Here is an 11,381-nt window from a genome sequence, read left to right on the forward strand (position 1 = left end):
TGGGTGACACGCCCTAGTCATGCCGGTTCATCGGCGCTGGCTACAATCGCCGGTCCGTCCCGTGTCCGGTCCGTTGCGCATGCCCGTCCTTCGTTTTCGCCTGCCGCTAAGCCTGTTCCTGGCGGTGTTGCTGGCCGGCTGCGCCAGCGTGCCAGCGCCGCCGTCCGTGGCCGAGTCGCCGGCGGCGCACGATCCGCATGCCCACGATCGCCAGCGCCTGTGGCGGCTGTTGAGCACGCGCTGCCTGCCGCAGGCGCGCGCCGGCGCCGATCCGGCCCCTTGCAGCGAAGTGCATGCCGAGCCAGGCCAACGCTATGCCTTGATGAAGGACCTGCGCGGCGACTACCAGTACCTGCTGATTCCGACGGTGCCGGTGAGCGGGATCGAAGATCCGCGCGCGCGTGCCGCCGGCGCGCCGAACTGGCTGGGCCTGGCCTGGCAGGCGCGCACCCGGGTCGAGCGGCTGTTGAACCGGCCGCTGCCGCGCGAACTGACCAGCCTGACAATCAACCCGCCCTCGGCGCGTTCGCAGGACCAGTTGCATGTCCATATCGATTGCCTGGCGCCGCAGGTGCGCGACCAGTTGCAGGCGATGCAGGCGTCGATCGGCCCTACCTGGGCGCCGTTGCCGCAGCCGCTGCACGGTCACGCCTATCGGGCGATGCGCGTGGAGGGCGAAGAACTGGATGCGAATCCGCTGACGCTGCTGGCGCGCAGCCTGCCGCCGCAGCAGAGCATGGTGCACCAGACCCTGGCGGTGGTCGGCGCGGAGTTCGATGGCCGTCCCGGCTTCGTGGTGCTGGCCGCCACCGCGCTTCCCGGCGATGGGGTCGGTGCGGAGGAACTGCAGGATCACGACTGTACCGGCGTGGTGCCGGCGGCGCCTGCGCGTGGCTGAGGGCCCAGGCGGCGTCAATGTCGCGCAGGCAACTGACGGCATCCGCCGGTCGTGCGGCGCGCAGGCAGGGATGTTGTGGGAGGGACTTCAGTCCCGACGGCATGATGCCCCGGCATCTGCCTGCTTCGCGCGTCGCGACTGAGGTCGCTCCCGCACGATGCTTTCGGGAGCAGTCACAACCCGCTAGTGCAAACCCGACACGGCTCTCGCCGAGCCGGCCAGGGAAGCGGCATCTGCACCACCGCGCACGCGCTGACTGGAAGCGCCAGCGCGCGCACCCGGCCTCAGACCTCCAGCGACGCCAGGTCGCCCTTGGTCTCCAGCCACTGCTTGCGATCGCCGGCGCGCTTCTTGGCCAGCAGCATGTCCATCAGCGAGCGGGTCTGGTCGCCGTCGTCCACGGTCAGTTGCACCAGGCGCCGGGTGTCCGGGTGGATGGTGGATTCGCGCAGCTGCTGCGGATTCATCTCGCCCAGGCCCTTGAAGCGGGTGACGCTGACCTGGCCCTTGATCTTCTCGCGTTCGATCTTGTCCAGCAGCGAGCGCTTCTCTTCCTCGTCCAGCGCGTAGAACACCTGCTTGCCCACGTCCACGCGGAACAGCGGCGGCATCGCCACGAACACGTGGCCGGCGCGCACCAGGGCGGGGAAGTGGCGCAGGAACAGCGCGGTCAGCAGGGTCGCGATGTGCAGGCCGTCGGAGTCGGCGTCGGCCAGGATCACCACCTTGCCGTAGCGCAGGCCGTCGATCTCCTCCTTGCCGGGATCGCAGCCGATCGCGATCGCCAGGTTGTGCACTTCCTCCGAGGCCAGCACGCTGCCGGAGGCCACTTCCCAGGTGTTGAGGATCTTGCCGCGCAGCGGCAGGATCGCCTGGAAATCCTTGTCGCGGGCCTGCTTGGCGCTGCCGCCCGCCGAGTCGCCCTCGACCAGGAACAGTTCGGTGCGCGAGAGGTCCTGGCTGATGCAGTCGGCCAGCTTGCCCGGCAGCGCCGGACCCTGGGTGACCTTCTTGCGCACGATCTGCTTCTCGGTCTTCAGCCGCGCGCTGGCGCGGTCGATGGCGATCTGCGCGATGCGCGTGCCGGTCTCCACGTTCTGGTTCAGCCACAGGCTGAAGGCATCGTGCGCGGCGCCTTCGATGAAGCCGGCGGCCTGGCGCGAGGACAGGCGTTCCTTGGTCTGGCCGCTGAACTGCGGGTCGGTCATCTTCAGCGAGAGCACGAACGCCACGCGGTCCCACACGTCTTCCGGCGCCAGCTTCACGCCGCGCGGCAGCAGGTTGCGGAAATCGCAGAACTCGCGCAGCGCGTCGGTGAGGCCGCTGCGCAGGCCGTTGACGTGGGTGCCGTGCTGCGCGGTGGGGATCAGGTTGACGTAGCTTTCCTGCACCAGCTCGCCTTCCACCACCCAGGCCACCGCCCAGTCGACGATCTCGCGGTCCTTCTTCAGGCTGCCGACGAACAGCTCGGCCGGCAGCAGCTCGCGCTCGGCCAGTTCGCCGCGCAGGTAGTCGCGCAGGCCGTCCTCGAAATACCAGGTGTCCTGCTCGCCGGTGGCCTCGTCGTGCAGCTTGACGGTCAGGCCGGGGCACAGCACCGCCTTGGCGCGCAGCAGGTGGCGCAGCGCGCGCACCGCGAACTTCGGCGTGTCGAAGTACTTCGGATCCGGCCAGAAGCGCAGACGCGTGCCGGTGTTCTTCTTGCCGACGCTGCCGACGATCTCCAGCTTGGAGGCGGCGTGGCCGTCGGCGAAGGCCATGCGGTACTCGTTGCCTTCGCGCTTGATGAACAGTTCCACCCGATTGGACAGCGCATTGACCACGCTGACGCCGACGCCGTGCAGGCCGCCGCTGAAGGTGTAGTTGCGGTCGCTGAACTTGCCGCCGGCATGCAGCCGGGTGAGGATCAGTTCGACGCCGGAGATCTTCTCTTCCGGATGGATGTCCACCGGCATGCCGCGGCCGTCGTCGGACACCTCGCAACTGCCGTCCTTGTACAGCGTCACCTCGATGTGCCGGGCGTGGCCGGCCAGCGCCTCGTCGACGGCGTTGTCGATCACTTCCTGGGCCAGGTGGTTGGGGCGTGCGGTGTCGGTGTACATGCCGGGCCGGCGCTTGACCGGGTCCAGGCCAGAGAGAACTTCGATGTCGGCGGCGTTGTAGCGGGTATTCATGCGTCTCAGCAGGTGGCGCGAAGCAGATCCGGAAGTGTGCGGTCTGCGGCGGTTTTTTGCACGTCGCCGGTGTTCAGGGCGGGTGCGGGGGCTCCACGCTACGCTGGCCCTGGAAAAACCGCGACGTCGCCCACATCTTCGTCGCACGTCCCAAAGGAGTCCGCCATGAACGTTCGCAAGCTGTTGACCCTGGCCGCCCTGGTCGCCGCCGCGGTGGCCGTGCCGGTCGCGATGGCCCAGGCGCAGAGCGCCGATCCGGCCGCCTCCGGTGCCGCCGCCTATGAGGCGCAGGTCGCCAAGGAAAAGGCCGAGGCCGATGCCAAGGCCAAGCGCCGCGCCGCCGCGGCCGCCGAGCACAAGGCCGGCAAGGATGCGGCCGCGCCGAAGAAGGAAGAGGAAGAGGAAGCGCGCAAGCCCTGAGTCTGCGCACGGTTTCCTGCACACGACGCCCCGGTCGCCCGGGGCGTCGCTTTTTTGTTGGGCGGCTGTTGCGCAAAAGCGCTTGGGCAAATCCGCTTCACCCGTTAAACTATGGCTTTCCGGGAGGCCTTTGAGCCATGACCCCCCTGATCTTCGTTACCGGCGGCGTAGTGTCCTCGCTTGGCAAGGGCATCGCGGCCGCTTCGCTTGCGTCCATTCTCGAAGCACGTGGCCTGTCGGTCACGATGATGAAGCTGGACCCCTACATCAACGTCGACCCGGGCACGATGAGCCCGTTCCAGCACGGCGAGGTGTACGTCACCGACGACGGCGCCGAGACCGACCTGGACCTGGGGCATTACGAGCGCTTCGTGCGCACGCGCCTGTCGCGCAAGAATTCGGTCACCACCGGGCGCATCTACGAGAACGTGATCCGCAAGGAGCGCCGCGGCGACTACCTCGGCGCCACCGTGCAGGTGATTCCGCACATCACCGACGAGATCCGTCGCTGCGTGGATGAAGCCACCGCCGGCTACGACGTGGCGCTGGTCGAGATCGGCGGCACCGTCGGCGACATCGAGTCGCTGCCGTTCCTGGAGGCGATCCGCCAGGTGCGCACCGAGCGCGGCGCCGAGAAGGCCATGTTCATGCACCTGACCCTGGTGCCGTACATCGCCGCGGCCGGCGAACTGAAGACCAAGCCGACCCAGCATTCGGTCAAGGAACTGCGCTCGATCGGCATCCAGCCGGACGTGCTGCTGTGCCGCTCGGAGCAGGCGATCCCGGATTCGGAGCGGCGCAAGATCGCGCTGTTCACCAACGTCTCCGAGCGCGCGGTGATCAGCGCCGCCGACATCGACGTGCTCTATGGCATGCCGCTGGAGTTGCACCGGCAGGGCCTGGACGAGATCGTCATCGACCAGTTCAAGCTGCGCGACAAGGTCGGCGCGGCCAACCTGTCGGAGTGGGAAGCCGTGGTCGACGCGATCAAGCATCCGCTCGACGAGGTCACCATCGCCGTGGTCGGCAAGTACGTGGACCATCAGGACGCGTACAAGTCGGTGGGCGAGGCGCTCAAGCACGGCGGCCTGCGCCAGCGCACCAAGGTCAACCTGAAGTGGCTGGAAGCGCAGGACCTGGAAGGCAGCGACATGGCGGCCCTGGCCGACGTGGACGGCATCCTGGTCCCGGGCGGCTTCGGCGACCGCGGCTTCGAAGGCAAGGTGCTGACCTCGCGCTATGCCCGCCAGCACGGCGTGCCGTACTTCGGCATCTGCTACGGCATGCAGGCTGCGGTGGTCGACTATGCGCGGCATGTCGCCGGGCTGGACGCGGCCAACAGCACCGAGAACGACCGGCAGTCGCCGTACCCGGTGATCGGCCTGATCACCGAATGGCGCACCGCCACTGGCGATGTCGAGAAGCGCGACGAGAAGTCCGATCTCGGCGGCACCATGCGCCTGGGCCTGCAGGAGCAGCGGCTCAAGCCGGGCACGCTGGCGCGCGAGCTGTACGGCAAGGACGTGGTCGCCGAGCGCCATCGCCACCGCTACGAGTTCAACAACCGCTACCGCACCCAGCTCGAGGACGCCGGCCTGGTGATTGCCGCCAAGTCGATGGACGACACCCTGGTGGAGATGGTGGAGTTGCCGCGCGAGACGCATCCGTGGTTCCTGGCCTGCCAGGCGCACCCGGAATTCCTGTCCACGCCGCGCGACGGCCATCCGTTGTTCATCGGCTTCGTGCGCGCCGCGCGCGAGCGCAAGGCCGGCGGCAAGCTGCTCAAGGAAGCCAGGGCGTGACTGCGACCGGGCGCAGCAGCGAGAGCAGGGTCGCGCGCTGGTTCTTTGCGGCGGCGGTGCTGGTGTTTCCTGCGGCCTTGCTGGTCTATTTCTCCTGGCGCAGCAGCACCGGCTTGGCCGATAGCTATGGGATGGGGCTGATGTATTGCCTGATCGTGGCGGTGGGGCTAGCTGCGCCGCTGGCGCTGATCGGCGCACTCATCTGGGCTGCCGGCAGGTTTGGCGGCGGCTCCGTCCCTGCGCCCCTCCCGCGCCCCTCTGAACCTCCGGAAGGTAATCAATGAAGCTCTGTGGATTCGACGTCGGCCTGGACCGGCCGCTGTTTCTGATCGCCGGCCCGTGCGTGATCGAGTCGATGCAACTGCAGCTCGACGTCGCCGGCAGGCTCAAGGAGATCACCGGCCGGCTGGGCATCAACTTCATCTTCAAGTCCAGCTTCGACAAGGCCAACCGCACCTCCGGCACCAGCTTCCGCGGCCCCGGCCTGGAGGAAGGGCTGAAGGTGCTGGAGGCGGTGAAGACCCAGATCGGCGTGCCGGTGCTGACCGACGTGCACGAGTACACGCCGATGCACGAGGTGGCGGCGGTGGTGGACGTGCTGCAGACGCCGGCGTTCCTGGTGCGGCAGACCGATTTCATCAAGAACGTGTGCGCCGCCGGCAAGCCGGTCAACATCAAGAAGGGCCAGTTCCTGTCGCCGTGGGACATGAAGCCGGTGGTGGAGAAGGCCAAGTCCACCGGCAACGAGCAGATCATGGTCTGCGAGCGCGGCGCCAGCTTCGGCTACAACAACCTGGTCAGCGACATGCGCTCGCTGAGCGTGATGCGCGAGACCGGCTGCCCGGTGGTGTTCGATGCCACCCATTCGGTGCAGCTGCCGGGCGGGCAGGGCGGCAGTTCCGGCGGCCAGCGCGAGTTCGTGCCGGTGCTGGCGCGCGCGGCGGTGGCCGTGGGCGTGGCCGGCGTGTTCGCCGAGACCCATCCGGACCCGTCCAAGGCGCTGTCCGACGGCCCCAATGCGTGGCCGCTGGATCAGATGGAAGCGCTGCTGGAAACGCTGATGGAACTGGACGCGGTGACCAAGAAACACGGGTTCTCGCGCTTCGCGTGAGGCGCGCGCCGCCGCCGCTGCGGCTGTGCCGATCCTGGCCGGGTGCGGGCTGCCGGGTGTGCGTCGCCTTCTCGGAGCCGCGGCGATGACCGCACCCGAGCGGGCCGGCGCCTGGCCTTGGGGGCTGTGTGCCTTGTTGTTGTCGTTGCTGGCGTGGGCGGCGCTGGTCGTGGCGCTGTTCGCCTTCTCCAGTGGGATTGGCACGCCCAGCCACGGCGATCATTTCCTGGCCATGCTGTTCTGGATGGTGATCGCCCTGCTGGTAGTGGCAGTGGCTGCGGTGGGCGCGACGATCGCCGCCGCGCTGAGTTGGACGCAGCGCCGCGGCCGCCTCCTGGCCGGCATCGCCGGCGGCCTGCTGCTGGCGATGCTGGTCTTGATCCTGCTCTTCCTCAGCGGAATCCCGCTGGGCCTGATGGGCGCCGGCTGAGGCGGGATTTGGCAAGGAACCGGCGGCCGGGGATAATCAGCCGGCATTCGTTTCCGCCCCCTCTTCCTACAGGTAACCGGCCCGCCCATGAGTACGATCCGCAGCATCCACGCCCGTGAAATCCTCGACAGCCGCGGCAATCCCACGCTGGAAGCCGATGTCATCCTGGAGGACGGTTCGTTCGGTCGTGCCGCGGTGCCTTCGGGCGCGTCTACCGGCACCAAGGAAGCGGTCGAGCTGCGCGACGGCGACAAGACCCGCTACCTGGGCAAGGGCGTGCGCAAGGCGGTGGAGAACGTCAACACCACCATCGCCGGCGCGCTGAAGGGCTTCGACGCCGCCGACCAGCAGGGCCTGGACCGCCGCCTGATCGACCTGGACGGCACCGAGAACAAGGGCCGCCTGGGCGCCAACGCGCTGCTCGGCGTCTCGCTGGCCAACGCCCATGCCATTGCCGCCTCGCGCAAGCAGCCGCTGTGGCAGTCGCTGGCCGCGGGCAACACCGCCAACCTGGCGCTGCCGGTGCCGATGATGAACATCATCAACGGCGGCGCGCATGCCGACAACAACGTCGATTTCCAGGAATTCATGGTGCTGCCGGTCGGCGCCGCCTCGTTCTCCGAGGCGCTGCGCGCCGGCACCGAGATCTTCCACGCGCTGAAGTCGGTGTTGAAGGGCCACGGCCTGTCCACCGCGGTCGGCGACGAGGGCGGCTTCGCCCCGGACTTCCGCAGCAACGTGGAAGCGCTGGACACCATCCTGGAAGCGATCGGCAAGGCCGGCTACACCGCTGGCGAGGACGTGCTGCTGGGCCTGGACGTGGCCTCCAGCGAGTTCTACGACAACGGCAAGTACCACCTGGTGGGCGAGGGCAAGCGCCTGACCAGCGAGCAGTTCGTCGACTTCCTCGCCGACTGGGCCGCGCAGTATCCGATCGTCAGCATCGAGGACGGCCTGGCCGAGGACGACTGGGCCGGCTGGAAGCTGCTCACCGACCGCGTCGGCAGCAAGGTGCAACTGGTCGGCGACGACCTGTTCGTGACCAACCCGAAGATCTTCAAGCAGGGCATCGAGTCCGGCACCGCCAACGCGATCCTGATCAAGGTCAACCAGATCGGCACCCTGACCGAGACCCTGGAAGCCATCGCCATGGCCGACAAGGCCGGCTACGCGGCCATCGTCTCGCACCGTTCCGGCGAGACCGAGGACACCACCATCGCCGACATCGCCGTGGCCACCACCGCCACCCAGATCAAGACCGGCTCGCTGTGCCGCAGCGATCGCGTGGCCAAGTACAACCAGCTGCTGCGCATCGAGGAAGCGCTCGGCAGCGCCGCGCGCTACGCCGGGCGCGACGCGTTCGTCTCGCTCAAGCGATAAGCCGTGCGCAATTGGCGCTGGCTGCTGCTGGTGCTGGCGGGACTGCTGGCGTGGCTGCAGTACCGTTTCTGGCTCGGCCCGGGCAATTCCGGCGAAGTGCTGGTGCTCGAAAGTCAGGTCGAGCACCAGAAGCGCGACAACGAAGGACTGCAGCAACGCAACGCCGCGCTCGCCGCCGAGGTCAAGGACCTCAAGGACGGCGAGGCGGCGATCGAGGAGCGCGCGCGTAGCGAACTGGGCATGATCAAACCGGGCGAAAAGTTCTACCGCGTGGTCGAGAACGCGCCGGTGTCGACCGCGCCGGCCGGTACGGCAGCCGGCGCGCAGCCGGCGCCTGTGACGCCGGCGCCGGGCGAGCAGCCCTGATGGCCACCGTCTGGGCCGTGGTCCCGGCGGCTGGCCGCGGCACCCGTTTCGGCGGCGCCACGCCCAAGCAGTACCTGCAGGCGGGCGGGCGCCCGTTGCTGGCGCATGCCTTGGAAGCGCTGCTGGCGCATCCGGCGGTGGCCGGGGCGATGGTGGCGCTGGGCGTGGACGATGCACAGTGGCCGGGTTGGACCGAACTGGCTGGCAAGCCGGTCCTGACCTGCCTGGGCGCCGGCAGCCGTGCCGGCTCGGTGCTGGCCGCGTTGCATGCCTTGCCGGAGTCGGTGAAGGCGGACGACTTCGTGCTGGTGCACGATGCGGCGCGGCCGAATCTGGCGCTGGCCGACCTGGACCGGCTGCTGGAGGCGGGGCGCGGCGATCCGGTCGGCGCGATCCTGGCCGCGCCGGTGCGCGACACGCTCAAGCGCGCCGGCGACGACGGCGGCATCGACGGCACCGAACCGCGCGAGCGCCTCTGGCGCGCGCTGACCCCGCAACTGTTCCGGCGCATGCAACTGAGCCGGGCCCTGGAGCAGGCCGCCGCGGCCGGCGTCGAGGTCACCGACGACGCGATGGCGATGGAGTTGCTGGGGCTGCGGCCGCTGCTGGTCGAGGGCGCCGAAGACAATTTCAAGGTCACCACACCGGCCGACCTGGCGCGTTTCGAGTTCGAACTGTTCCAGCGGCAGGGCGGCTGATGCGGTTCGAGGACGCGGTGGCGCACGCCTGGCTGCAGCAGGCCGCGAACGCTGCGATCGTGGTCGATGGCGACGACATCCAGCACGAGGCCAATGCCAACCTGTGGGCGTTCTCGCCGCGCGAGGATCACGCCGCGGGCATCGACGTGGCGAGCGTGGCGCGGTTCGTGGAGGCGGCCGCCGACGATCGCCAGGCCACGCTGCGCGCGCAGGCGGCGCCGGCGATGACCTTCTACTGCTGGCATGATGGCCAGGCGCGGCAGTTGCGCTTCAGCCTGGTGTCGTCGGCGCACGGCCGTCTGCCGTTCCGCGTGCCGACCCGGCACACGCCGCTGCCGGCGCTGGTCGAACGCATCGTCCATGACGACTGGCTCAACCCGCTGTGGGGCGCAGCGGACGAACGAGAGGCCATGCCGGCGTCCGAGCCGCTCCCGGTTTACGTGCGCACGCTGCACTCCGGCGTCTGACCGCCGGACGGCGTCGACGCTTCTACGAACAGGATTCCCATGTCACACGATTCCCTTTCCGTTCCTCCCTTCCGCATCGGCCAGGGCTACGACGTCCACGCCTTCGGCGAGGGCGACCACATCATGCTCGGCGGCGTGCGCGTGGCGCACGAGCGCGGCGTACTCGCCCACAGCGACGGCGACGTGGCGATCCACGCCCTGTGCGACGCCTTGCTCGGCGCGCTGGCGCTGGGCGACATCGGCCAGCATTTCCCCCCGTCCGATCCGCGCTGGAAGGGCGCCGACAGTGCGCAGTTTCTCGATCACTGCGTCGGCCTGCTGCACGCGCGCGGCTGGCGCCTGGGCAATGCCGACATCACCGTGATCTGCGAACGGCCCAAGGTCGGCCCGCATGCGCAGGCGATGCGCGAGCGCCTTGCGGCGCTGTTGCAGGTCGAACTGGACTGCGTGAGCGTCAAGGCCACCACCAGCGAGAAGCTCGGCTTCACCGGCCGTGGCGAAGGCATCGCGGCGCAGGCCGTGGCCCTGCTGGTGGCGCTGTGAGCGAGTTGCCGCGTGCGTTCGGCGCCGCGCCGTTGCAGGCGCGCATGCGCAGCACCGCCGAGGATTTCCAGGTCGACGAACTGCCCGCGTTCGCGCCCAGCGGCGAGGGCGAGCACCTGCTGCTGACCGTGCGCAAGCGCGGCATGAACACCGCCTTCGCCGCGCGCCGCCTGGCGCAGTGGGCCGGGGTGGCGGAACTGGCGATCGGCTACGCCGGCATGAAGGACCGCCATGCGGTCACCACCCAGCGCTTCTCGGTGCATCTGCCCAAGCGTGTGGCGCCGGCGCTGGACAGCTTGCAGGACGCGGATCTGCAGGTGCTGGAAGCGCACTGGCACAACCGCAAGCTGCCGCGTGGCGCGCTGGCCGGCAACGGCTTCGTGCTGGTGTTGCGCGAGGTGCGCGGCGAGCGCGGCGCGATCGAGACGCGGCTGGCGCAGATCGCCGCGCGCGGCATTCCCAACTGGTTCGGCGAACAGCGCTTCGGCCGCGATGGCGGCAACGTCGGCGCCGCGCTGGCGATGTTCGGCGGCCGCCGCGTGCGCCGCGAGCAGCGCTCGCTGCTGCTGTCGGCGGCCCGTTCGGAGCTGTTCAACCGGGTGCTGGCCGCCCGCGTGGCTGCCGGCAACTGGGACAGCGCGCTGGACGGCGAAGTGTGGATGCTCGACGGCAGCCGCAGCGTGTTCGGTCCGGAGCCGTGGTCGGAGGCGCTGGCCGAGCGCTTGCAGCGCTTCGACATCCATCCGTCCGCGCCGCTGTGGGGCGCCGGCGAGCTGCGCAGCGCCGAGGCGGCGCGTGCGCTGGAACTGGCGGTGCTGGACGAGGCGGTCGCGCAGCGCCTGCGCGACGGCCTGGAGCGCGAGGGCCTGAAGCAGGAGCGGCGGGCGACCCGCCTGCGCGTGGCCGACCTGCAATGGCGCTGGCTGGACGGGCAGGACGACGCGCTGGAACTGCGCTTCGCATTGCCGCCGGGCAGCTACGCCACGGCACTGCTGCACGAACTCGGCCAGGTCGAAGAGGCGCCGCAGCCGCAGGTCTCCACCGAGGCCTGAGCGCGGCCGACGCCTGCCGCGTCGGTCGCGACGACGCGCG

Annotated in this window: 13 protein-coding genes; 12 read left to right on the forward strand and 1 reads right to left on the reverse strand. The window is 69.4% G+C overall.

The features are described from left to right. The first annotated feature begins 79 nt into the window (after nt 1-79). Nucleotides 80-898: a CDP-diacylglycerol diphosphatase gene (locus tag SLW55_RS13160; protein ID WP_295911460.1), complete on the forward strand. Its 819-nt coding sequence runs from the start codon at nt 80-82 to the stop codon at nt 896-898. A 284-nt stretch (nt 899-1,182) separates the two neighbouring features. Here SLW55_RS13160 and parE read toward each other — a convergent pair whose 3' ends face one another. Beyond that, on the reverse strand, nt 1,183-3,072 hold the full coding sequence (gene parE, locus SLW55_RS13165; RefSeq protein WP_017911072.1) for a DNA topoisomerase IV subunit B: 1,890 nt from the start codon (nt 3,070-3,072) through the stop codon (nt 1,183-1,185). A gap of 165 nt (nt 3,073-3,237) precedes the next feature. Here parE and SLW55_RS13170 point away from each other — a divergent pair, with 165 nt between their 5' ends. The 11 genes from SLW55_RS13170 to truD all read left to right on the forward strand — a co-directional run bounded on the left by SLW55_RS13170 (nt 3,238) and on the right by truD (nt 11,341). Further along, nucleotides 3,238-3,492 (forward strand): hypothetical protein, encoded by a 255-nt coding sequence (locus SLW55_RS13170; RefSeq protein WP_010343426.1) that lies wholly within the window; start codon nt 3,238-3,240, stop codon nt 3,490-3,492. A gap of 137 nt (nt 3,493-3,629) precedes the next feature. Beyond that, the gene (locus tag SLW55_RS13175; protein WP_017912623.1) at nt 3,630-5,294 is read left to right on the forward strand and encodes a CTP synthase; all 1,665 of its coding nucleotides are present in this window, start codon (nt 3,630-3,632) and stop codon (nt 5,292-5,294) included. Beyond that, nucleotides 5,291-5,578 (forward strand): hypothetical protein, encoded by a 288-nt coding sequence (locus SLW55_RS13180; RefSeq protein ID WP_017911069.1) that lies wholly within the window; start codon nt 5,291-5,293, stop codon nt 5,576-5,578. The genes SLW55_RS13175 and SLW55_RS13180 overlap by 4 nt, the downstream gene beginning before the upstream one ends. After that, nucleotides 5,575-6,405 carry a 3-deoxy-8-phosphooctulonate synthase gene (gene kdsA / locus SLW55_RS13185; protein WP_017911068.1) on the forward strand — a complete coding sequence of 277 codons (831 nt, stop codon included), beginning with the start codon at nt 5,575-5,577 and terminating at the stop codon, nt 6,403-6,405. The genes SLW55_RS13180 and kdsA overlap by 4 nt, the downstream gene beginning before the upstream one ends. Before the next feature lie 85 nt (nt 6,406-6,490). Then, complete coding sequence (locus SLW55_RS13190) at nt 6,491-6,835, forward strand: hypothetical protein (protein WP_026143441.1); 345 nt, start codon at nt 6,491-6,493, stop codon at nt 6,833-6,835. 87 nt (nt 6,836-6,922) lie between these two features. Beyond that, entirely contained in the window at nt 6,923-8,215 is a 1,293-nt protein-coding gene (gene eno / locus SLW55_RS13195; RefSeq protein WP_017915389.1) for a phosphopyruvate hydratase, read from the forward strand. A 3-nt stretch (nt 8,216-8,218) separates the two neighbouring features. Continuing rightward, on the forward strand, nt 8,219-8,581 hold the full coding sequence (gene ftsB, locus SLW55_RS13200) for a cell division protein FtsB (protein WP_043095785.1): 363 nt from the start codon (nt 8,219-8,221) through the stop codon (nt 8,579-8,581). Next, nucleotides 8,578-9,279, forward strand: coding sequence for a 2-C-methyl-D-erythritol 4-phosphate cytidylyltransferase (ispD, locus tag SLW55_RS13205; RefSeq protein WP_193312591.1), 702 nt, complete (start codon nt 8,578-8,580; stop codon nt 9,277-9,279). Before ftsB ends, ispD begins: the two co-directional genes overlap by 4 nt. Further along, nucleotides 9,279-9,746 (forward strand): hypothetical protein, encoded by a 468-nt coding sequence (locus SLW55_RS13210; protein WP_152236373.1) that lies wholly within the window; start codon nt 9,279-9,281, stop codon nt 9,744-9,746. The genes ispD and SLW55_RS13210 overlap by 1 nt, the downstream gene beginning before the upstream one ends. Nucleotides 9,747-9,785: 39 nt before the next feature. Beyond that, on the forward strand, nt 9,786-10,289 hold the full coding sequence (ispF, locus tag SLW55_RS13215; RefSeq protein WP_152236374.1) for a 2-C-methyl-D-erythritol 2,4-cyclodiphosphate synthase: 504 nt from the start codon (nt 9,786-9,788) through the stop codon (nt 10,287-10,289). Then, the gene (truD, locus tag SLW55_RS13220) at nt 10,286-11,341 is read left to right on the forward strand and encodes a tRNA pseudouridine(13) synthase TruD (protein ID WP_320745250.1); all 1,056 of its coding nucleotides are present in this window, start codon (nt 10,286-10,288) and stop codon (nt 11,339-11,341) included. Before ispF ends, truD begins: the two co-directional genes overlap by 4 nt. Nucleotides 11,342-11,381: the final 40 nt, after the last annotated feature.

It is taken from the genome of Xanthomonas sp. LF06-19, from assembly GCF_034105425.1.
GTDB lineage: Bacteria > Pseudomonadota > Gammaproteobacteria > Xanthomonadales > Xanthomonadaceae > Xanthomonas_A > Xanthomonas_A sontii.

Excerpts from the sequence above, each read along its gene's own strand:
- parE (WP_017911072.1), bottom strand. The coding sequence starts at position 3,072 with ATGAATACCCGCTACAACGCCGCCGACATCGAAGTTCTCTCTGGCCTG.
- SLW55_RS13190 (WP_026143441.1), top strand. The coding sequence starts at position 6,491 with ATGACCGCACCCGAGCGGGCCGGCGCCTGGCCTTGGGGGCTGTGTGCC.
- ispF (WP_152236374.1), top strand. The coding sequence starts at position 9,786 with ATGTCACACGATTCCCTTTCCGTTCCTCCCTTCCGCATCGGCCAGGGC.
- SLW55_RS13170 (WP_010343426.1), top strand. The coding sequence starts at position 3,238 with ATGAACGTTCGCAAGCTGTTGACCCTGGCCGCCCTGGTCGCCGCCGCG.
- SLW55_RS13175 (WP_017912623.1), top strand. The coding sequence starts at position 3,630 with ATGACCCCCCTGATCTTCGTTACCGGCGGCGTAGTGTCCTCGCTTGGC.
- SLW55_RS13160 (WP_295911460.1), top strand. The coding sequence starts at position 80 with ATGCCCGTCCTTCGTTTTCGCCTGCCGCTAAGCCTGTTCCTGGCGGTG.
- SLW55_RS13210 (WP_152236373.1), top strand. The coding sequence starts at position 9,279 with ATGCGGTTCGAGGACGCGGTGGCGCACGCCTGGCTGCAGCAGGCCGCG.
- kdsA (WP_017911068.1), top strand. The coding sequence starts at position 5,575 with ATGAAGCTCTGTGGATTCGACGTCGGCCTGGACCGGCCGCTGTTTCTG.
- eno (WP_017915389.1), top strand. The coding sequence starts at position 6,923 with ATGAGTACGATCCGCAGCATCCACGCCCGTGAAATCCTCGACAGCCGC.